This is a genomic window from Gordonia sp. L191, assembly GCF_030077625.1.
Lineage (GTDB): Bacteria > Actinomycetota > Actinomycetes > Mycobacteriales > Mycobacteriaceae > Gordonia > Gordonia polyisoprenivorans_A.
In genome coordinates this window covers 1,317,349-1,338,380 of record NZ_CP125996.1, presented here as the reverse complement: position 1 = coordinate 1,338,380, position 21,032 = coordinate 1,317,349, and the positions used below count along the sequence as shown (strand labels likewise).

Genomic DNA, 21,032 nt, shown 5'->3' with positions numbered 1-21,032 from the left:
GAAACCGGCCGTCCCCGACGAACTTTCGTCGGGAACGGCCGGTTTTTCGTTCAGGCCGCATTCTTGCGCGGGCGTCCACGGGGACGCTTGCGCGCCACCACGACACCGCGATCGAAGATCTCGCCGCCCCACACCCCCCACGGCTCGGCCCGCTCGAGGGCCGCGGCCAGGCATGCCTGTCGCAACGGGCATTCGGCACACATTGCCTTGGCCCGCTCGAGGTCACGGGGATCCTCGGCGAACCAGAGGTCGGCGTCGGTCATCTGGCAGGGAAGGTCGGTCTGCCCGAGAGCCGGGGCGGACGCGATGCCGACCGCGTCGAAGCGATCGGCGGGCATACAGGACTCGAGAACGCAGTCGGTCGTCATTGTTGTCTCCACCTCTATTCGGATTCTTCGGATGTTCTCGACCCGAGCCGTTGGTGGAGCCCTGCCGCACATCGACGAGATGGGTGGGAGGTCAACCAAAAAGGGCCACGGGTTCGCTTTCGCGATTCGCCCGTGGCCGCCGTTCCGACGCTGTCAGCGTCTGAATACGAGGTTCTGCACGGGGAACCGCTTGTCGGCTCGTGCTGCCGCTACCGCGGGAGCCGGAAATCCGACGGGCTGCGCCAGAGCGACGGCGCCGCCACGGTGATCGGTGGCATGGCCACATTCGTCGAGCCAGGAGCGGTAGCGAGGGGCGACGGTCCGACGGGACATGGCGATGCCGCTGTCGAAGACGGCGATGCCGCTGTCGATCACCGGTGCCGACGCTGCTTGCGTCGACTCGGCGGCGCCGAGAATGATTGCGTTCACTGATCCGCTCCTTTCTGGTCTCGTGTGGCCACGCAGGTGACCGGTGCCGACACGACACACAGCCGTCCCCGTGCTGATGTGTTCACCAGCCTAAGGGCCGACGCGTAGATCGCACAACCTATTTTTGACCTGCGGTTTTCACGATGTCGATGACGTCGGGTCCGTACTTGTCGAGCTTGCTCGCGCCGATCCCCGAGATCGACACCAGTGCCTGCTCGTCGGTGGGATGCTGCTCGGCGATGGCGAGCAGGGTCTTGTCGGAGAACACCACGTAGGGCGGAACCGCGTCGTCCTTGGCACGTTGTCTGCGCCACTCCTTGAGCGCGACCAGCAGATCCTCGTCGAGATCGGACGGGCAGCTCTCGCATCTGCCGAGCAGCGTCGCCGTCGCGTCGATCAGTTTCGACCCACAAACCCGGCAGGTGGGGCCGCGTTTGGGTTTGCGTTCGGGCGCGATCCGCGACGCCGGCGAATCGTCTGGGATCAGGCCGGACAGGAACCGTGATCGCCGGCGGGAGCGGCCACCCTCGTTGCGTGCGGCCGCCCACGACACCTGCAGGTGCTCCCGGGCACGGGTGATCCCCACGTAGAACAGGCGCCGCTCCTCCTCGACCTCGTCGGGAGAGCCCTTGATGGCCTGGCTGATGGGCAACGATCCCTCGGTCAGGCCGACCAGGAACACCGCATCCCACTCGAGTCCCTTGGCCGCGTGCAGCGATGACAGTGTCACGCCCTGCACGGTCGGTGGGTGCCGCGCCTGCGCGCGCGTCCGCAGCTCTGCGGCGAGTTGGGGCAGCGTCAGGTCGGGGGTTTCATGAACCATGTCCTCGGTGAGCTCGGCGAGCGCCCGCAGCGATTGCCACCGCGCCTTGGCCTGCGCACCCGTGGGTTCGGTGTCGTCGAGGCCGAGTTCACGCAGCACCGCCGTTACCGCGGTGGTCACGTCGACGTCCTCACGCAGTCCACGTTCGGCGACGGTGTCGAGGCGACGCATCGCCTGCCGCACCTCGGTGCGCGTGAAGAACGCCTCGCCGCCGCGCACCTGGTACGGAATGCCCTGCTCGGTCAACGCCTGTTCGTGATTCTCCGACTGGGCGTTGACGCGGTAGAGGATCGCGATCTCCGACGCCGACACACCATCGTTGATGAGCCGCTTGATCCGCTTGGCGACCGCGGCGGCCTCGGCCGGCTCGTCGGGGTAGTCGACGAAACGGGGCGCCGGGCCACGCGCACGCTGGCCGACGAGTTCGAGCCGGGTACCGGCGATCCGACCGTGCGCGGCACCGATCACCCGATTGGCCAGACTCACCACCTCGGGGGTGGACCGGTAGTCGCGGACCAGGCGCACCATGGTCGCCTCCGGGAAACGCCGGGGAAAGTCGAGCAGGTAGTCGGCCTTGGCTCCGGTGAAGGTGTAGATGGTCTGGTTGGCGTCACCGACGACTGTCAGATCGTCGCGTTCGCCGAGCCACGCGTCGAGCAGGCCCTGCTGCACGGGCGTGACGTCCTGGTACTCGTCGACGACGAAACACCGGTATCGCGAGCGGAACTCCTCGGCCACGGCGGGATCGACGTCGATCATCTGGGTCATGTAGATGAGCAGATCGTCGAAGTCGAGCAGGCGATCCCCCTCCGGCGACACCTTGGCGTCCTCGTAGGCGGCATAGACCTCGGCCACCTTCTCCGGCGCCGCGGGAGACTCGCGCATCAGCCGTGTCGCCGCGGCGACATAGCCTTCCGGCCCGATCACCGACGCCTTGGCCCACTCGATCTCCGAGAGCAGATCGCGCACCGTGTCGGTGGACGTACCGAGCCCCGACCGCCGCGCCGCGCGGGCCATCAACGGGAACTTGTTGTCCAGCAATTCCCATGACGCGTTGCCGAACACCCGCGGCCAGAAGAACCGGAGTTGCCGCAACGACGCGGCGTGAAAGGTCTGCGCCGATACCGACGGACCGGACGCACCGATTCCCAAGGAGCGCAATCGGGTACGCATCTCCCCCGCCGCGCGTGCGGTGAAGGTGACGGCGAGCACCTGCGACGGATTGACCTGCCCGGTGTCGATGAGATGCGCGATCCGACGGGTGATGGTGCGGGTCTTGCCGGTGCCCGCACCGGCGAGCACGCACACCGGCCCACGCGGGGCGAGCACCGCCTCACGCTGTTCGGGATCGAGTCCGTCGAGAATGCCGCGATCGCGCGACGGAGAGACTGCGACCTCCGGTCGGGCGGACATCTCGACCCCCTTCTGCGTGGAACGTTGCGGCACGCCCTCCACTATGTCAGCCGCCCCCGACACCGTCGTGGGACGCTCCACAGGGATGCGGGGCTGGTTGCTCAGACGCCCAGTTTGGCCCGCACCTCGGCGATGCTGGGGTTGGTGGCGGTGGACCCGTCGGCGTAGAGCACGGTGGGGACGACGTGATTGCCGCCGTTGACACTGCCGACGAATTCGGCGGCCTCCGGGTGGGCCTCGATGTCGATCTCGTTCCACTCGATCCCGGCGCTGCGCAAGCCGGTCTTGAGTCGTGCACAGAAGCCGCACCAGCTGGTGGTGTACATGGTCAGCTGATCGGTCGGGGTTGCCGTTGCCTCACTCATGGCACCCATAACATCATCGGACGGCAGGCTGTTCCGCGCGGCGCGCGGTGATGCTCGCCACCGCGCGCTTCGCGCCGGTGCGTTCAGGGCGTCGCGTGCGCCCAGGTCGTGATCAGTGCGTGGGCGATGGAGATCGACCCGGGCAACAGCAACCGCGGGCCGTCGGCGTCGGGTTCGGGATCGTCGCGCTGCCATTCGTCACCGCGGGCAAGTGCCTCGAGCACCTCGTCCCGGTGGAACCACACCGCGTCACCGATCTCGCCGTCGAGGAAGCGCAGCGGCTCGCTCGGATCGCCGACCGCGGCGAAGCCGAGCATCAATGATCGCGGGAACGGCCACGGCTGGCTGCCGAGGTACCGCGGATCGGTGACGGTGATCCCGACTTCCTCGTGCACTTCGCGGATCACGCACTGCTCCAACGATTCCCCGGGTTCGACGAAGCCCGCCAACGTGGAATACCAGCGCGCGGGCCACACGGCCTGACGGCCCAGCAGGATCTGATCGGCGCCATCGTGGACCACGGTGATGATCGCCGGATCGGTCCGCGGGAACTCGTCCTCACCGGTCTCGACGTGTCGACGGACCCAGCCACCGCGGGCCGGGCGGGTCGCACCGCCGTCCACAGGCGAGAATTGTGCTCGCGCATGCCAATTCAGGATTCCCAAGGCGGTGGCGAGCAGGCCCGCCTCGTCGGCGGAGAGCCGGGCCGCCCCGCGCCGCGCGTCGGCGGTGCGTCCGTCGAGGGTCTCCACGCGCAGCGCCCACAGATCGACGTCGATGTGGGCAAGGAAAACCGCATCCTGCGGCGGGGTGTCGGCGATCTCGACCGCCGGGCGCCAACGCAGCGCGCGTTCCTCGGTCACCGGGTAGCGCCCGGCCGGATCGATCAGGAGAACCCTGGCGGTGGACCATCCCGACGCCATCCGCGACGGATCATCGCGGATCTCGTCGGCGCGGTCGAAGGTGCCGCGGGACAGCAGCGGCGGCTGGTCGAAAACGAAGGCGCCCATGTCAGTCCGCCGGTCCCTTCCGCACGTAGAGCAATCGGTCGCCGGCTTCGATCTGCTCCACCTCACTGTCATCGACCCGGTGGAGCACACCACCACGAACCACGCCGAGCACGATGTCACGGGTGTGTGCCGGGGAGCCGCCGGTCTCGGTCGGGTCGACCTCGCGCTCGGCGATCGCATACCCGGCGTCGGGGGTCAGCAGATCCTCGATCACCTCCACCACCGACGGCGTCATGGTGGCGATGCCGAGCAGCCGGCCCGCGGTCTCCGACGACACCACCACGGAGTTGGCGCCCGACTGGCGCATCAGATGGGTGTTCTCCGATTCGCGGATGCTCGCGACGATCTTGGCCCGCGGATTGAGTTCCCGGGCGGTCAGCGTGGCGAGGACCGCCGTGTCGTCACGGTTGGTCGCGACCACGATGCTCGCGGCGTGCGCCACGCCGGCGAGCCGCAGGATGTCGGACTTGGTGGCGTCACCGCGCACCGTGACCAGACCGTCGGATTCGGCGGCCTCGAGCACCGTCGGGTCGGAGTCGACGATCACGATGTCGGCAGGTTTGATGCCGTCGCCGATCATCGCGTCGACCGCGGTACGGCCCTTGGTGCCGTAGCCGATGACCACAGAGTGATTGCGCAAGTTGTTCCTCCAGCGCTGGATCTTGAGGGCCTGACGCGAGCGTTCGGTGAGCACCTCGAGTGTGGTGCCGATGAGCACGATCAGGAACAGCACCCGCAACGGGGTGATGATGAGCAGGTTGAGCAATCGCGCCGACGGGGTCAGCGGGGTGATGTCGCCGTAACCGGTCGTCGACAGCGTCACCGCCGAGTAATACAGGGCGTCGAGAAACGACAGCGGGTTCTCCTGCACATCGCGATATCCGTCGCGATCGAGGTAGACCAGCACCGCGGTGAAGAACAGTGCGATGACCGCGAACACCACACGTTTGCCGATGGCACGGCCCGGGCTCTGCTGGAGTTCCGGTATGCGAACGACCCCGACCAGGGCGTAGTCGGGCCCCTCGGAGAGATCCTCGCCCCGAAACCGGCGCCGGAATCCGCGCGATCTCATCGCCGGCACCGCGCACTCGGAGGGCTCGCTGCTGTCACAGTGTGGAATCTAGCTCATCGGGCCAGCAAAGCGGCGAGTGCCGCGGCATCGGGCAGGTCTCGCGGCGCGAGGGTGCGCCCGGACCGGACATAGTGGAATGCGGCCGACACCTTCTCCAGCGGCACCCCGGCCAACTGCGCCCACGCGATGCGGTAGGCCGCGAGCTGGATGAACACCGACGACGAGTCGGCGCTCGGCTCCGCCCCGGTCTTCCAGTCCACCACCACCCATGAGCCGTCGGGTTCGGCGAAGATCGCGTCGATGCGCCCGCGGATCACCGTGTCGCCGATGACCGTCTCGAAGGGCACCTCCACCTCGCTGGGGCTGCGGGCCGCCCACGGCGAGACCAGAAATGCCTCGCGCAGCGCGTCGAGATCGGCGTCGGGGGCGGCACTCTCGTCGGCGGCGCCGGGCAACTCGTCGATGTCGAGCAGTCGGGTCGCACCGAACCACCGCTCGACCCACGCGTGAAAGGCGGTGCCGCGCCGTGCGATCGGGTTGGGACGGAACGGCGTCGGGCGTCGGAGCTTGCGTGCGAATTCACGCTCGTCGGTGTCGAGGTCGACGAGTTGGCTGACCGACAGATGAGCCGGCAGCGCCACATCCACCTCGGCCTGATTGGTGCGCTCGTGCTCGGCGAGGAGCACCTCCACCTCGGCGCGCCACGCCTCGATCTCATCGACCGGCGCGTCGTGGGTCACCGGCGACTGTGGATCGGGCTCCGGATCGGTGGGTGCCCCGAACAACGCCGGCGCCTCCCGCCGCCGCAGTTCGTCGAGGACCAGATCGGCCGCGGCGGCCACCGCGTCGCGGCGCGCACCGAGTCGATCCGTCGGCCACATCCGGGCATCGACCCGCTCGGCCAACGGGTTGTCGGCGCCGTCGGGCGGGTCGTCGGCGAGCACGTCGACGGTCAAACCCCGTGCCTCGTCGGCGGTTCCGTTCTCCACCGTCTCGGTCACGATGGCCAGCAACTCGTTGAAGAACGGCGACCCACCCCGGGGTTTCTCCCCGGTTTCCGACCAGTGATGCGCCGAGACCAACAGATCGTGACGGGCTCGGGTGATCGCGACGTAGAGCAACCGCCGGTCCTCGGAGAGTCGGCGTTCGGCGATGGCCTCCTTGTGTTCGGTCAACGCGTCCTCGAGCTCCTTGCGGTCGCCCACCCGACTCAGATCGAGCACCGGAAACCCCTCGTCGGCGCCGGCCGGTCGCGCCGCCGCGAGCTTCGCGGCCGCGGGGCCCCGGGGTTCCGGTTCGGCGAGATCGCCACGCAGTGGCCCCGGAAGCTCACGGGCACTGCGCATCCAGGTGGTCTCGCCCTTGGACGACGGAAAGATCCCCTGGCACAGATGGGGAATCGCGACGACGTCCCACTCGAGTCCCTTCGCGGCATGCACGGTCAGGATCTGCACGCGCTGCTCGGCGACCTCCACCCGCCCGGGCTCGAGCCCCTTCTCGATGGTCTCGGCGGTATCGAGAAACGCCAGCAGGCCCGCCAGATTCGCGCCGGGCCGCTCGGCGTATCGGGTGACGTAGTCGGCGAAGGCATCGAGGTGTTCACGCCCGGTGATCGCGCCGCGCATCCGGCGTGCACGGATCTGTGCCTCGACGGCCACCCCGATGGTGTTCTCGACGTCGGCGACCAGCTCGGGCAGCGGCTGACCCATCCGGCGCCGCAACGACTCCAGTTGCGCCCCGAACGCACGGATACGCGCGTAGCCGTCGGGGCTGTAGGCCTCCGGATCGCCGGGATCGACGACGGCGTCGGCGATCCCGGCGCGGTCGACCACCTCGGTGGGCAGCACCGCGTCGAGCGCCTCGTCGAGTTCCTCGCGGGTGGTGACCACCCCACCGGTGGCGATCTGACCGGCGGCCAGTTCGGTGGCGCGCCGCCACAGCGCCGCCAGGTCGCGCGCACCGAGCTGCCATCGAGAACCGGTCAACAGGCGCATCGCCGCGGTTCCGGCCATCGGGTCGGCCATCAGCCGCAACGTCGCGACCACGTCGGTGATCTCCGGAACGTGCAACAGTCCGCCGATGCCGACGACCTCCGCGGGGATGCCGCGTGCCTCCAGCTCGGCCGCGATCGGCGCCGAATCCTCGTTGCGGCGCACCAGGACCGCGACGGTCGGCGGCCCCGAACCGTCGACGTCGTGGTAGCGGGCCGCGATCTGGTCGGCGAGCCAGGCGCGTTCATCGAGCACCGTCTCGGTCAACGCGAACGTCACCGTCCCGGCGTCGGCGCCCGGCCGCGGACGCAGAACGCTCACCGGCACACCACGACGCCGCAGTTCCTCGGACGCCTCGTTCGCCAGGCGCAGCGTCTGCACCGGGTTGCGCCAGCTCGTCAACAGTTCACGCCGGTGCGCGGGCGAACCGTCGGCGCGGGGGAAGTCGGTGGCAAAGCGCGGCAGATTGGCTGCCGACGCACCGCGCCACCCGTAGATCGACTGGATCGGGTCGCCGACGGCGGTGACCGCCACCGGATCGCTGCCCGCGGAGGCCTGCCCACCGAAGAGGGCCGAGAGCAGCACGCGCTGGGAGTGACCGGTGTCCTGATATTCGTCGAGCAGCACCGCGCGGAATGATTGCCGCTGGGCGGCAACAACTTCCGGGTTGCCTGCGACGAGTCGGGCCGCCAGGGACATCTGGCTGCCGAAGTCGAGGACGGCCTGCTCGCGCATGGTGCGCATCAGGGTCGCCACGAGTGGTAACAGTTCCCGGCGCTCGTCGATCACCTGCTGAACGGTGCGCAGCGCGGCGTTCGGTGCGCCCCGCTGGCGCGGTGCCTTGGGCAGATCGTCGACCATCCGGTACAGGTCGTCGCCCCATGCGGCGAGGGTGTCGAGATCGACGAGGTGCTCCGACATCTCACCGAACAGCCGCAAGACCGCCTCGGTGACACTGGAGGGCACCTTGGTGGTGGTCAGCTCCCCGGTCCACGAGGACACGATCCCGAAGGCCATCTGCCACAACTCGGTCTCCGACATCAACGTCGCATGCGGCTCGACGGGCAGGAGCAGACCGTAATCGGCGATGAGTCGCCCGGCATAGGCATGGTAGGTGCTGACCTCCGGATCACCGGCCCGCAGGCGTGCGGCGAGTGCGCCGTCAGGGTCCCAAGTCAGCAGCGCCGGGGAGCCGGCGAGCATCGACAGCCGCCTGCGGATGCGGGCGCCGAGTTCGCTGGCCGCCTTGCGGGTGAAGGTGAGTCCGAGGATCTCGTCGGGCCCGACGATGCCGTTGGCCACCAACCACACCACGCGGGAGGCCATCGTCTCCGTCTTGCCCGCGCCCGCGCCGGCGACCACCAGCATCGGCTCGGTGGGCGCCTCGATCACCTCGACCTGTTCCGGAGTGGGCGGAGGCAACCCGAGGGCGGCGGCCAGCGAGGTCGCCGACACCCGGGGGCGCGTGGGCCGTGCCTCGGTGGTGGTGCTCCCGGTGGTGCCGTCAGTCATCGGTGACCGCCTTGCCACGCAATTGGGCGGGGCAACTGGTCACCAACGCACAGTGTGCGCAGCCGGGGTTGGGGGTCGCCTCGAAGACCGGGCCGATGCCCGAGCGCGCGGCACGGCGCACCACCGCGCGCCACTCGTCGAGCAATTCCGGTGTGAGCGCGGGCTGTTCGCGTTCGGTGGCGCCGGTCGAACGGTGCGGCGCCGACACGTACACCAGGCGACCGCCGCCGGGCTCGACGTCGGTGCCCGGGAATTCCCGCGCCCCGCCGTGCGCGATGGCGACTTGGTAAGCGGCGAGCTGGGCGTGGTCGAGCGTGTCGGCCTTGGTGATGGCCGACTTGGCGGTCTTGACGTCGACGACGACCGGTCGGCCCTGCGCGTCGCGTTCGAGGCGGTCGACCCGGCCACGGAGTCGTACCGGCAGGGCCGAGCCGTCCTCGGCCGGTGCGGCGTCGGGGGCACCGGAATCCGCGGCCGGCGGGATGACGGCGTCGATGACCGCCTCGACGCCCACCGTGGTGAGGTCGTCGCGGGAAAGAGCAAGCCACTCACGGAAATTCGTGAGCATCGCCTCAGCACGCTCGAGTTCGTGCGCCGAGTACCAGACCGCCCCGGTGTCGACGCGCTCCCAGATCTCGCGCAGCGCCGACGTCACCTCGGCGGGTTCGATCTCCCCGGCGACGGCCTGCACCAGCGTGTGCACGAGCGAGCCGGTCAGGGCCGGGGTGCCGTCGCCGTCGCGGCCTCCGGCACGCTCGAGCATCCAACGCAGCGAACAGCGCGACAGTTGGTCGACGTTGGACGGTGAGAGCACCACGGGGCCGGCCTCAGGCGTCCACAGCGGCTCGGCGGAACTCGGCCGCGACAGCCCGAACCAGTCCCGCGGATGCGCTCCGGGAATATCCGAATCAGCAAGTTGAGCAAGCAATTGCGCAGCGGCGCGAGTGCGTTCGTCCGGTTCGTCGGCGCCGGCCACCACGACCGCACGCAGCGTCGCCACCAGCGACGGCAGCGACAACACCCGGTCGACACCGGGGTCGATGGGCAACTCGTCCTCGGCCACGGTGTCGAGGACATCGGGATCGTCGGGCTGCTCGGCGTCGTCGGACTCGTCCACTCCGCCCCGCCGGGCGTCGATCCGCAGCGCGTCGGAGATCTCGCCGATGAACCTCGACGGCGACGACTCCCCTCCTCCGTCCTCGACGGCGGTCACCAGTAGTCGTCGGCGTGCGCGGGTGCACGCGACGAGCAGTAGTCGACGCTCGTCGGCGAGCGCACCGGCGCCCCGCGCCACCCGATCGATCGCCGCGGGATCCATCCCGTCGAGTAGGTCCACCAATTCGGCTGTGCCCAAGACACTTCCGCGGCTACGCAGCGACGGCCACAATCCGTCGAGAACTCCGGCGACGGCGACGACCTCCCACTCGCGGCCGGCGGCGGCGTGCGCGGAGAGCACCGATACCGAGTCGGCTGCGGCGGCCGGGGTGCGGCTGTCGCGCGGGATCTGCAGTTGCGAGAGGTAGTGCACGAACCCGGCCGGGCCCGCGGCGGGCAAGGTGTCGGAGAAGTTCGCGGCCGCCTCGAACATCGCCATCATCGCGTCGAGGTCACGATCGGCCTGTTCGCCGCCGGGCCCGCCACGAATCGCCGAGGAGACCCACCGCCGCTCCAGGCCGGTGGCCTGCCAGGACGCCCACAGCGTCTCCTCCACACCTCGTCCTGCGCGATGGGCGGCGGCGCCGGCGGCGATCACGTCGAGCACCCGAGCCAGCGGTGCGCCCTCGTGGTCGGTCAGCGCTGCCAGGTACTCGGCGCCGAGCTCGGGGTCGAGGAGCGCCAGACGCAGCGACGACAGCGAATCGCGGCCGGCGCGCTCGCCCCCCGCCTGCTCGTCGCGACGCCGCACACCCCGCCGCAGCCGGCGCATCGCCCCAGGGTCGGCCATGCCGACCGGACCGGTGAACAGTGCCAGCGCGTCGTCGGCGGTGAAATCCTCGGCATGCGGAGTCTCATCGGTGTGTGGAGCCTCGTCAGTATGCGGAGCCTCGTTGACATGCGGAGCCTCGTAAACGTGCTGCTCCGCAGGGTGTTCGGGCCGCTCGCGGGCAGCCACCGCCCGCAGCACCACCATCAGCGCGGCCACCGACCGCTGCCGGTGCAGCGGCAGATCGGAGGTCGGGGTGGTCAGCGGCACCCCCGCCGAACGAAACGCCCGCCGCAGGGCGGGCAGCGTCAGATGCGCCGACCGCACGATGACCGCCATCTGCGACCACGCCACCCCCTCGAAGAGGTGCGCACGCCGCAGGAGATCGGCCACCGCCGTCGCCTCCTTGGCCGCGGAGCTGTACACCCGTACCGATGCCCCGCCGGGCGGTGCGTCGGCGTCGGGGACCACGGGGAAACGATGCGGGCGCGCGCCGGGCAACCGTGCGGCGAGCGCACGACCGACCACCGCGATCTGGCGATGATGACGAAAATCGGTGTCGAGCACGACGTCACGGTCGGTACCGGGTGCCGCCAGCGAATCGGCGAACCGCGGACTGGCGCCGCGGAATCCGAAGATCGACTGGTCGGTGTCGGCGGCGATGATCGTCGAATCCGTTCCGGTGCCGATCAACCGCACCAGGTGGGCGGCCTGTGGGTCGAGGTGTTGGGCGTCGTCGACGATCAGGTGCCGGATACGCCGACGTTGCCCGGCGAGCAGGTCGGGGTCGGTGGCGAAGGCCGACAACGCCGAGCCGACGAGTTCCGCGGCGTCGACCGCAGGCGCCGAGGCGCCCGGCGTCTGCGATCCGACCGTGCCGCGCAACAGGACGTTCTGCTCGTACTGCGCGTATGCGTGCGCCGCGGCGACCCACTCGGGACGCCGGTGCCGGGAGCCGAGCTCGGCGAGTTCCTCGGGGCCCACGCCCCGTTCGGCGGCACGCATCATCAGATCGCGCAGCGCCTGCGCGAACCCATCGGTCCCCAGCGCGGGACGCAGATGGGCGGGCCAGTACTCGGCACCGTCCTCGATGTCGCCGGCCAGCAGTTCGCGCAACACGACGTCTTGTTCGGAGCCGGTGATCAACCGCGGGGGCGGGTTGCCGTGCGCCTGCGCCTGCAGCCTCAGTATCGCGAACGCGAACGAATGCACCGTGCGTACCAACGGTTCACGCAGCGCCCCGCCGAGCGCGGGTACGTCCGAGGACTGCGCCAGCACCCGGCGGGTGATCTCCTCCCGCAACGCCACCGCGGCGCGACGGTTCGCGGTGAGCACGAGCACCGACTCCGGGTCGATGCCCGGACGGGTGAGACGCGCGACGGCCGCGTCGACCACCAACGCCGTCTTGCCCGAGCCGGGCCCGCCGTGGACGCGGAACGGCCGCCACGGGTCGGCGACGGTCCCCTCGGCGGTCTGCGCCTCGATGACCCGCATCACGCTCGGCGGCCACTCGCGGGTGACGATGGGCCCGCCGTCGGCGCCGACGAGATGTGCGCGCAGAGCGGTACCACCACGGCCGGCCGCGCCATCGGCCGAGCGCGGGCGTGCCTGCGCCGACCGCGACGACCCCCGCTTGGCGGGGGCGGCCCGATTCGGCGAGCTCGGCGCGGCCGTGGTCGAGGGACGCTTACGGGCCATGGGTCCATGCAAGCACGCCCCACCGACAATCGCCGGTGGGCCCGTCTCCCCGAACCGGTCTGCCCTGTCCGGGCCGGGGCTGCGCGCTGCGCCGCATACGGCACAATCGTCGGCGTGACGGCACTTCACCACGTCGAGTTCGGCGACCGGCGCGCCCCGACGGTCCTGGCACTGCACGGCCTCACCGGCCACGGGATGCGGTGGGCTCCGCTGGCCCACGACCATCTCGCCGACCTGCACGTCGTCGCACCCGACCTCATCGGCCACGGCCGCTCGCCGTGGCGTCCGCCGTGGGCGATCGAGAACCATGTGCGTGCGCTCTCGGAGTTCATCGACACCACCATCGATCCGGCGGCGCTGCCGTTGGTGGTCCTCGGCCATTCCTTCGGTGGCGCGCTGGCGATCCATCTGGCCAACCAGCGGCCCGACGCGGTGCGCGGGTTGGTCCTACTCGATCCCGCGCAGGGCCTCGACCCGGAGTTCGCACTCGAGGTCGCCACCGCCGGCCTCGACAACTGGGACTACCCCGACGCCGACGCGGCCCGCGCGGCCAAACGCTCCGAGGGCTGGGCGGCGGTGCCCGCGGAGATCCTCGAGGCCGAGATCGCCGAGCACCTCACCGCCCGCGACAACGGGCGCGTCGGCTGGCGCGTCAGTGCCCCGATGACGGCCGCCTCGTGGAGCGAGATGAGCCGTCCGCCAACGCTTCCGCCGCGCGGGGTACCCACCCATGTTGTCGTCGCCGATCGCGTCGACCCGCCGTTCGTGCGGCCGGCGTTCCTCGAGGCCTGCGCGAGCGAACGCGGCGAACAGGTGCAGGTTCACCACGCCGACTGCGAACACATGGTGCCCTTCCTCGAACCCGGGTTGACCGCCCGCTTGGTACGTTCGCTGCTGTGAGTGCGGTCACCGAGGACGACGTCGAGCGGGTGCGAACCCTGGTCGCCGCCATCCCGTCCGGCCGGGTCAGCACCTACGGCGACCTCGCCGCCGCAGCCGGATTGAGTTCCCCGCGGATCGTCGGGTGGATCATGCGCACCGACTCCGCGGACCTGCCGTGGCATCGGGTCATCTCGGCGAGCGGCAAGCCCGCACCGCATCTCGCCCAGCGGCAGCTCGACCGACTCCGAGACGAAGGGGTGCCGATTCGCGACGGCAAGGTACTGATGCGCGAATGTCGTTGGGAGATCGACATACTCGACTGAGCGCTGTCGGCGGGGAGACGGGCGCTGTCGGCGAAAGGAAGAGCGCTGTCGGCGGGAGGGCGGGCGCGGTCAGCGCAGCAGGACCGCATCGGTGCGGTACGGACTGACCGCGGCACGCATCCGGGTGACGATGAGTTCGACGATCGCCGGGTCGGCGCCGAGCGGCTCGGCCACCAGGTCGGCACCCACGGTGTGCAGGCGCTCGTGAAAGAGGCCGGGGGCCAACAGGTATGCGGCGATGACGACGCCGCGACCGGAGATTCGAGCGGCGGCGACCGCGTCGGCAACGGTCGGTGCGGCGGTGGTGAGAAAGCCGACCTCGATGTGCCCACCGATCAGCCCCTCGAGCTGACGCGCGGCGAGATACACCTGGGCACAGGCGGAGTCGTCGGTTGAGCCGGCCGCGGCGAGCACCACGGCGTCTCCGGGTCGCCACCCGGATTCGATCAACCGCCGCCGCAGGACAGCGGCGATCCTAGGATCGGGGCCCAGGGCGCGGGTCACGATGGCATCACCGACCCCGGACGCGCGAACGTGTTCCGGGATATCTTGGCGCACATGGTATCCCGATGCCAGGAAGGCAGGGACCAGGACCGCGGGGCGATCCAGCCCGCCGAGCACCTCACTCGGGGTCGGACCGAGGACGTCGACGAAGGCGGTGCGCGTCGGACCAACCGTCGCAGCGACCTTCTCGGCGATCTCTGCAATCACCGCGACGCCGCGGGGGTTGCGGGTCCCGTGCGCAACGAGCACGGGGCGGACCCCGCCCAACCGGTCACCCGCGGCAGGACGAATATCGTTGCGGATCATCATGACTCGTCCTCGGCTTCGTCGTACTCGAGATCGACGGCAAGGCGGTATCCGCGCTTGACCACTGTCTGGATCATCTTCGGGTCGCCGAGCGCCGCCCGCAGACGAGCAACGGCCACCTCGACCGCGTGGGTGTCGGCGCTGTCGCCGGGCAGTCCGCGCAGCAACTCCTGGCGACCCACCACCCGCCCAGGGACCTGCGCGAGCATCTTGAGCAACAGATGTCCCGTCGCCGACAACTCACGCATCTGCCCGTCGACGACCACCGCCTGACCCCGAATCGCGGTGTCGTGTCCGGCAACCCGCAGAGTATGGCTGCGTCGGGGCAATTCGTCGGTGATCAACCGGGCCAACGCACCGAGCCGGAATCGGCGCGGATACACGGTCGGTATCTGCAATGCCTCGAGCGGCCCCGCGGTCACCGAACCCACACAGAACACCGGTACCGCGGTCCGCAGTCCGTGGAGGAACGGCTGCAGTTTGCCGAGCTCCTTGGCGCGGGTGAGGATCGACGCCGCCGCGGGTGCGCTGGTGAAGGTGAGCGCGTCGAGGTCGGCGCGCACGACCGACGCGATCATCGCGTCGATCCGCGCGACGTCGGGATGCATGTTCCAGCGGTACACGGGGACGGCCAGGACGTCGGCGCCCGCGGCGCGTAGCACCGCACCGAAGTCGGGCAGTGGCTCCCATTCGCTCGTCGCGCCGTGCAATTGCACCGCAATCCGCTTGCCCTCCACCCCTTCGTCGAGCAGACGGTCGAGGACCTCCGAGGAGGACTCGCTCTCCGGCGACCACTCCTCGCGGAGTCCGGCCGCACGGATCGCGCCCTTGGCCTTGGGACCGCGGGCGATCAGCCTACTCTCGCCGAGCGCGCCGAGGAGTTGATCGGCGTCCCCCCAGCCGTCGGCGGCCTCGACCCAGCCGCGGAAACCGATCCCGGTGGTGGCAACCATCAGGTCCGGCGGGTCGGCGATGATCCGCTCGGTGACCTGTTCGAGTTCGGTGTCGTCGACGAGCGGCAGGATGCGAATGGTCGGGGCCATGACGACGTCGGCGCCGCGGCGCACGAGGAGCGCCGCGAACTCGTCGGCGCGGCGGGCGGCGGTGATCCCGACGGTGAATCCGGTCAACGGCAGATCGTCGGAGATCGGCGGTGTCGCTGCAGAACTCATCGCAGCCCGTCGGGGGCGACGAGACGATCGGGGGTGCCGAACCAGAGTTCGACGACGCCGCCGACCACGCGGGTCGCCAGCGAGGGCACCGACACCGACTCGTCGTCGAGGCATACCCCGGTGCGCAGCGAGAAGACCTGCTTGCCCAGCGGACTGGCGACCGTGGGCTCACCGTCGTGATCGCCGGTCAGCCCACGGGAGAGCACCGCGGCACGGCCGAACGGATCGATGTTGCCGATGGCGTAGATCCGCGAGCGACCCACCGCCTCGCGGTCGGTTTCGGCCGCAGGCACCCGGAAGAGCGCCGCCTGGCTGCCCTGCGGGCCGAGGACTGCGACTCCGCGTCCCTCAACGAGCCGATCGAAGGGGCAGGCGCGCACCCACTGCCCTGCGCCGATCTGCCCTGCGCCGATCTGCCCTGGGCGTGCGGACCCTGCGCCGGTCGCCGTGTCGGCGGTCATGTGGCCACTCCTTCGCGTTCGGTCGTTCGGCCGGTCCTCGGCTGCTGCGCCCGGAACCGCGGCATGTCCAGCAGCACCGGGACCTTGCGGTCGCCGGTGACCTCGCCGTCGGTGAACCGGATGGTCGGGTCGGGCACGTCCGGCGCGTTGACGAACGACACGAACCGCGACAACTTCTCCTCGTCGGCGAGCACCTCGGCCCACTCGTCACGGTATCCGGCGACGTGACGGTCCATCGCGGCCTCCAGTTCCGCCGCCAGGCCGAGGCTGTCCTCGCACACCACAGCTCGCAGATGATCGAGACCGCCGTCGAGCGCCTCCAGCCACGGCGCCGTGCGCTGGAGCCGCTCGGCGGTGCGGACGTAGAACATCAGGTACCGATCAATGTAGGCGACCAGTGTCGCGTCATCCACTCCGCCGGCCAGCAGTTGGGCGTGTTTCGGGCTCTGTCCACCATTGCCGGCCACGTACAGGTTCCAGCCGTTCTCGGTGGCGATCACCCCGACGTCCTTACCACGTGCCTCGGCGCATTCTCGTGCGCACCCAGAGACCCCGAACTTCAGTTTGTGCGGCGATCGCAGACCGCGGTACCGCTTCTCGAGGAACACCGCCATCCCGACCGAATCCTGCACGCCATATCGGCACCAGGATTGCCCCACACAGCTCTTCACCGTGCGCAGGCTCTTGCCGTAGGCGTGTCCCGACTCCATTCCCGCGTCGACGAGGCGCCGCCAGATCTGCGGCAACTGTTCGACCCGGGCGCCGAACATGTCGATCCGCTGGCCACCGGTGATCTTGGTGTACAGGTCGAAGTCGCGGGCGATCTCGCCGATGACGATCAGTTGTTCGGCGGTGACCTCACCGCCGGGCATCCGGGGCACGACCGAATAACTGCCGTTCTTCTGCAGGTTCGCCAGAAAATGGTCGTTGGTGTCCTGCAGCGCGGCCTGCTCGCCGTCGAGGATGTGATCGCTCGAGGTCGACGCGAGGATGGAGGCGACCGTCGGTTTGCACACCTCACAGCCGGAGCCGGTCCCGTACCGGGCGATCAGCTCGGAAAACGTCCGGATACCGGTCACCGCAACGACTTCGAACAACTCCGACCGCGACTGCGTGAAGTGCTCACACAGCGACTTGCTCAGCTCGACCCCGGAGGCGGCCAGCAGCGAGGCGATACTCGGTACGCAACCGCCACAGGCGGTGCCCGCCGAGGTGCACGCCTTCACCGCGGCGATGTCGCAGGCACCGTCGGCGATCGCCGAACAGATCACACCCTTGGACACCCCATTGCACGAGCAGATCTCCGCGTCGTCGGGCAGCGCGTCGAGACCGATGCCGGACTCCCCGGCCGCGGGAACGATCAGCGCAGCCGGATCTCCCGGGATCTCGCGCCCCAGCATGGGCTTGAGCGTGGCATAGGCGGATGCATCGCCGACCAGGATGCCGCCGAGCAGGGTCCGCGCGTCGTCGGAGAGCACGATCTTGGCGTAGCGGCCGGCGAGCGGGTCAGAGTAGACGATCTCCAGCGCATTGTCCGTCTCCCCCATGGCGTCACCGAAGCTCGCGACGTCGACGCCGAGCAGCTTCAGCTTGGTCGACATGTCGGCACCGGCGAATGTCGCACTGCCACCGAGGAGTTGGTCGGCGACGACGTCGGCGGTGCTGTATCCGGGGGCGACCAGGCCGTAGCATCGCCCGTCGACCGCGGCGACCTCGCCGACGGCATAGATGTCCGGATCGGCGGTTCGGCACGCCGAGTCCACCAGCACGCCGCCGCGCTCCCCGACGGGAAGACCCGCCTCCCGGGCCACCGCGTCGCGAGGACGCACACCGGCGGAGAAGACGACCAGGGCGGCGTCGATCGTCGCCCCATCGCTCAGTGTCACCGTCAGCGACTCGCTGTCCGGAGCGTCGGCGATCGACGACGTACCCACCCCGGTGTGCACGTGCAACCCCAGGTCGGAGACCAGGTTCTGCAACACCGCCGCACCCCCGGCGTCGACCTGCATCGGCATGAGCCTCGGCGCGAACTCGACGACATGCGGCGTCATCCCCAGCAGCCGAAGGGCATTGGCGGCTTCCAGGCCGAGCAACCCGCCGCCCACCACCACACCGGCGGCGCCGGGCGTCGAGGCCTCTGCGGCGCGCCGGATGCCGTCGAGATCGTCGAGGGTGCGGTAGACGAAACACCGGTCGTGGTCGTGACCGGCCACCGGCGGCACAAAGGGGTATGAGCCGGTCGCAAACACCAGTGCGTCATAACCGATCTCGGCCCCCCGATCGGTGATCACCCGTTTCCCGCCCCGGTCGATCGCGGTGACCGCCTCCCCCAGGTGTAGCTGCACCGCGTCGTCACCCGCATAGTCGTTGCCAGACAACGCCAACGATGACCGGTCCCACGCACCGATGTAGGACGACAATCCCACCCGGTCGTATGCGGCGTCGGCCTCTTCGGCGATCACCACCACGCGCCAGGTCCCCCCGTGATCGCGCTCTCGCAGCGACTGCACGAACCGGTGTCCGACCATGCCGTGGCCGATCACCACGACGGTCCTCGACTTCGGCTGGAAATCTGTGCGGGAGTGCATCATCGGGCATCCACCGCCGGGGTGGCCGGGGCGACAGGAGTGGCGGGTGTGGTGTCGCCGATGCCACCGGCGTCGGCGACCTCGATGTCGCCGGTGTGGCGGAAGTGCGGATCGAGGACCACCTCGCGCCGGGCGTAGAACCACCAGGTGATCACCCCGGCCACCACGTAGAAGGCCATGAAGATCCAGAATGCCACCGTCGCCGAATGATTGGCCTTGTAGCTACTGCGCAGGACGAGGTTGATCGCCACGCCACCGAGTGCTCCGACGGCCCCGGCGATACCGATGAGAGCGCCCGACATCGACCGCGACCACAGCACCGCGGCACCTCCGCTGATCCCCGGCAGGGTCCGCGACTTGTGTTCGAAGATGGTCGGAATGATCTTGTACACCGAGCCGTTGGCGATGCCCGAGATCGCGAACAACAGGATGAACCCGATGATGAATCCCGCCAGTTGCGCGGATTCGATCCGGTGGCCGGGATGTGAATCGGCGGAGGTTCCGGAGACGACCAGGATCACCGAGGAGGCGACCATCGCGACGAAGGACCACAGGGTCACCCGCCCACCACCGAACCGGTCGGCGAACTTTCCACCCAGCGGTCGGAACAACGAGCCGAGCAGCGGACCGATCCACGCGATCTGCGCGGCGGAAAGCGATGCGGCCGAGGCAGACTGACCCGACGACTGGAAGCTGAGGCTGAGTACCTGACTGAAGGCGAACGAGAAGCCGATGAACGAACCGAAGGTACCGATGTAGAGCACCGAGATCAGCCAGCTGTCGTAATGCTTGAGACAATCGATCATCGCCCGCCCGCTGGCGGTCTGGTGATCGAGGTTGTCCATGAAGATCGCCGCACCGACTCCCGCGACGGCAAGCGCGACAAGGTAGATCGCGCACAGGATCTCGGGTTTGTCACTTGCCAGCCAGATGACCAGCAGACCGATCAGCTGGACCGCCGGAACCCCGATGTTGCCGCCGCCGGCGTTGAGTCCCAACGCCCAGCCCTTGAGTCGCTGCGGATAGAACGCGTTGATGTTGGTCATCGACGAGGCGAAGTTGCCGCCGCCGAAGCCGGTGAGCGCGGCCACCGCGAGGAACCAGCCGAAACCGAACTCTCCGGGGTTCATCATCAGCATCATCGTCAGACCGGTCGGGATCAGCAGGACCACGGCGGAGAAGATCGCCCAGTTGCGGCCGCCGAAGCGCGCGGTGGCCTGGGTGTAGGGCACGCGCAGACACGCGCCGACGAAGGTCGCCGTCGCCGCGATAACGAACTTCTGGTCGGCGTTGATGCCGTACTGCGGGCCCATGAACAGGGCCATCACCGAGAACAGCGACCAGATCGAGAAACCGATGTGCTCGCAGATCACCGACCACAGCAGATTGCGGCGGGCGATCGCGGCGTTGCCTGCGTCCCAGGCGTGCCGGTCTTCTGGATCCCAGTCGGTGATCGTGTGGTCTCTGCGCAGGTCGTGCAGGAGGGTCGAGAATGCCATGTGGGTTCCCATCGGTCTCGGGTGGGCTGATGCCGTGACCACCGACGACGGCGTCGGTCGTTGGAACCAAAACTACGAAGCGCGTATTGCGCCGATTGTCACCGCAGTGACCGCGACGTCACGTTGTTCTCACATCTGCGCCAGTGGTCTGTGAGACCGGGCCGACTCAGTCGCTGCTGGATCCCGAATCACCAGACCCCGAATCACTTCCGGTGGCCCAGCCGGGATAACTGTAGTACTCACCATCGGGGTGCGGCCGGTCGCGGCGGATCTTGATGATCAGACCAATGACCACGACGAGGATGATGAGGCCGGGTACAAGCAGATCCATCAGTGACGCCCTTCTGCCGGGTGTGTTCTTCGTGTGAGATCAGCCACGGTCAAGGATAGTCGAGCACCCCTTCCTGTCCCATGGCAGAGAACCCTTCCCGATGGTCCAGGAAAACCGTGCCCCACGCGCCGGAACTTCCTCCCGATGGTCGAGGTGCGCGATCCCTTCCCCGCCGATGCTCGAGCACCCCTCCCTCGATGGTCGAGGTGCACGGCGCCCCGGGCGCCGGGCCTCGAGACCCGGCGAGATGACAGGTATCGCAACCACATCCATCAACTACAGCGAAAACCGCTCCGTCTACCACACCCCACCGACAGAAAATTGGCGCCGAAACACGTTGTCCACAAGCAGAATTGATCGA

The 21,032-nt window shown here is 69.2% G+C and carries 16 protein-coding genes; 2 read left to right on the top strand and 14 right to left on the bottom strand.

Going from position 1 to position 21,032, the window contains the following annotated elements; all coding sequences use genetic code 11:
- Positions 1 to 50: 50 nt before the first annotated feature.
- The 8 genes from QNM97_RS05905 to QNM97_RS05870 form a co-directional block, all read right to left on the bottom strand.
- Positions 51 to 368, bottom strand: coding sequence for a WhiB family transcriptional regulator (locus QNM97_RS05905; RefSeq protein WP_283821973.1), 318 nt, complete (start codon positions 366 to 368; stop codon positions 51 to 53).
- A gap of 153 nt (positions 369 to 521) precedes the next feature.
- Positions 522 to 797: a hypothetical protein gene (locus QNM97_RS05900; RefSeq protein WP_208792012.1), complete on the bottom strand. Its 276-nt coding sequence runs from the start codon at positions 795 to 797 to the stop codon at positions 522 to 524.
- Positions 798 to 915: 118 nt separating this feature from the next.
- Positions 916 to 3,033, bottom strand: coding sequence for an ATP-dependent DNA helicase UvrD2 (locus QNM97_RS05895; RefSeq protein WP_283821972.1), 2,118 nt, complete (start codon positions 3,031 to 3,033; stop codon positions 916 to 918).
- Between the two features lie 101 nt (positions 3,034 to 3,134).
- Positions 3,135 to 3,407, bottom strand: a complete 273-nt coding sequence (locus QNM97_RS05890; RefSeq protein WP_006372925.1) for a mycoredoxin — start codon at positions 3,405 to 3,407, stop codon at positions 3,135 to 3,137.
- 74 nt (positions 3,408 to 3,481) lie between these two features.
- Positions 3,482 to 4,408: an NAD(+) diphosphatase gene (nudC, locus tag QNM97_RS05885; protein WP_208792013.1), complete on the bottom strand. Its 927-nt coding sequence runs from the start codon at positions 4,406 to 4,408 to the stop codon at positions 3,482 to 3,484.
- 1 nt (position 4,409) lies between these two features.
- The gene (locus tag QNM97_RS05880) at positions 4,410 to 5,480 is read right to left on the bottom strand and encodes a potassium channel family protein (RefSeq protein WP_208792014.1); all 1,071 of its coding nucleotides are present in this window, start codon (positions 5,478 to 5,480) and stop codon (positions 4,410 to 4,412) included.
- A 53-nt stretch (positions 5,481 to 5,533) separates the two neighbouring features.
- Entirely contained in the window at positions 5,534 to 8,983 is a 3,450-nt protein-coding gene (locus QNM97_RS05875; protein WP_283821971.1) for an ATP-dependent helicase, read from the bottom strand.
- Positions 8,976 to 12,605 (bottom strand): ATP-dependent helicase, encoded by a 3,630-nt coding sequence (locus tag QNM97_RS05870; protein WP_283821970.1) that lies wholly within the window; start codon positions 12,603 to 12,605, stop codon positions 8,976 to 8,978. Before QNM97_RS05870 ends, QNM97_RS05875 begins: the two co-directional genes overlap by 8 nt.
- Positions 12,606 to 12,719: 114 nt before the next feature.
- Here QNM97_RS05870 and QNM97_RS05865 point away from each other — a divergent pair, with 114 nt between their 5' ends.
- Together QNM97_RS05865 and QNM97_RS05860 are read left to right on the top strand one after the other, a co-directional pair.
- Entirely contained in the window at positions 12,720 to 13,505 is a 786-nt protein-coding gene (locus QNM97_RS05865; RefSeq protein WP_283821969.1) for an alpha/beta fold hydrolase, read from the top strand.
- Complete coding sequence (locus QNM97_RS05860; protein WP_283821968.1) at positions 13,502 to 13,810, top strand: MGMT family protein; 309 nt, start codon at positions 13,502 to 13,504, stop codon at positions 13,808 to 13,810. The genes QNM97_RS05865 and QNM97_RS05860 overlap by 4 nt, the downstream gene beginning before the upstream one ends.
- A 69-nt stretch (positions 13,811 to 13,879) precedes the next feature.
- On the opposite strand, the gene QNM97_RS05855 is transcribed toward QNM97_RS05860, so the two are convergent.
- The 6 genes from QNM97_RS05855 to QNM97_RS05830 form a co-directional block, all read right to left on the bottom strand.
- Positions 13,880 to 14,623, bottom strand: a complete 744-nt coding sequence (locus QNM97_RS05855) for a sirohydrochlorin chelatase (protein ID WP_283821967.1) — start codon at positions 14,621 to 14,623, stop codon at positions 13,880 to 13,882.
- Positions 14,620 to 15,792, bottom strand: a complete 1,173-nt coding sequence (locus QNM97_RS05850; RefSeq protein ID WP_283821966.1) for a uroporphyrinogen-III synthase — start codon at positions 15,790 to 15,792, stop codon at positions 14,620 to 14,622. Before QNM97_RS05850 ends, QNM97_RS05855 begins: the two co-directional genes overlap by 4 nt.
- Entirely contained in the window at positions 15,789 to 16,253 is a 465-nt protein-coding gene (gene nirD, locus QNM97_RS05845; RefSeq protein ID WP_283821965.1) for a nitrite reductase small subunit NirD, read from the bottom strand. The genes QNM97_RS05850 and nirD overlap by 4 nt, the downstream gene beginning before the upstream one ends.
- On the bottom strand, positions 16,250 to 18,844 hold the full coding sequence (gene nirB, locus QNM97_RS05840; RefSeq protein WP_283821964.1) for a nitrite reductase large subunit NirB: 2,595 nt from the start codon (positions 18,842 to 18,844) through the stop codon (positions 16,250 to 16,252). The genes nirD and nirB overlap by 4 nt, the downstream gene beginning before the upstream one ends.
- Positions 18,841 to 20,340 carry a nitrate/nitrite transporter gene (locus tag QNM97_RS05835; RefSeq protein ID WP_283821963.1) on the bottom strand — a complete coding sequence of 500 codons (1,500 nt, stop codon included), beginning with the start codon at positions 20,338 to 20,340 and terminating at the stop codon, positions 18,841 to 18,843. The genes nirB and QNM97_RS05835 overlap by 4 nt, the downstream gene beginning before the upstream one ends.
- Before the next feature lie 166 nt (positions 20,341 to 20,506).
- Positions 20,507 to 20,671 (bottom strand): hypothetical protein, encoded by a 165-nt coding sequence (locus tag QNM97_RS05830; protein WP_283821962.1) that lies wholly within the window; start codon positions 20,669 to 20,671, stop codon positions 20,507 to 20,509.
- Between the last annotated feature and the right edge of the window lie 361 nt (positions 20,672 to 21,032).

Coding starts and splice junctions, on each gene's coding strand:
- QNM97_RS05895 (WP_283821972.1), bottom strand. CDS start 3,033: ATGTCCGCCCGACCGGAGGTCGCAGTCTCTCCGTCGCGCGATCGCGGC.
- QNM97_RS05890 (WP_006372925.1), bottom strand. CDS start 3,407: ATGGGTGCCATGAGTGAGGCAACGGCAACCCCGACCGATCAGCTGACC.
- nudC (WP_208792013.1), bottom strand. CDS start 4,408: ATGGGCGCCTTCGTTTTCGACCAGCCGCCGCTGCTGTCCCGCGGCACC.
- nirB (WP_283821964.1), bottom strand. CDS start 18,844: ATGATGCACTCCCGCACAGATTTCCAGCCGAAGTCGAGGACCGTCGTG.
- QNM97_RS05835 (WP_283821963.1), bottom strand. CDS start 20,340: ATGGCATTCTCGACCCTCCTGCACGACCTGCGCAGAGACCACACGATC.
- QNM97_RS05905 (WP_283821973.1), bottom strand. CDS start 368: ATGACGACCGACTGCGTTCTCGAGTCCTGTATGCCCGCCGATCGCTTC.
- QNM97_RS05870 (WP_283821970.1), bottom strand. CDS start 12,605: ATGGCCCGTAAGCGTCCCTCGACCACGGCCGCGCCGAGCTCGCCGAAT.
- nirD (WP_283821965.1), bottom strand. CDS start 16,253: ATGACCGCCGACACGGCGACCGGCGCAGGGTCCGCACGCCCAGGGCAG.
- QNM97_RS05830 (WP_283821962.1), bottom strand. CDS start 20,671: ATGGATCTGCTTGTACCCGGCCTCATCATCCTCGTCGTGGTCATTGGT.
- QNM97_RS05850 (WP_283821966.1), bottom strand. CDS start 15,792: ATGAGTTCTGCAGCGACACCGCCGATCTCCGACGATCTGCCGTTGACC.
- QNM97_RS05880 (WP_208792014.1), bottom strand. CDS start 5,480: ATGAGATCGCGCGGATTCCGGCGCCGGTTTCGGGGCGAGGATCTCTCC.
- QNM97_RS05855 (WP_283821967.1), bottom strand. CDS start 14,623: ATGATGATCCGCAACGATATTCGTCCTGCCGCGGGTGACCGGTTGGGC.
- QNM97_RS05875 (WP_283821971.1), bottom strand. CDS start 8,983: ATGACTGACGGCACCACCGGGAGCACCACCACCGAGGCACGGCCCACG.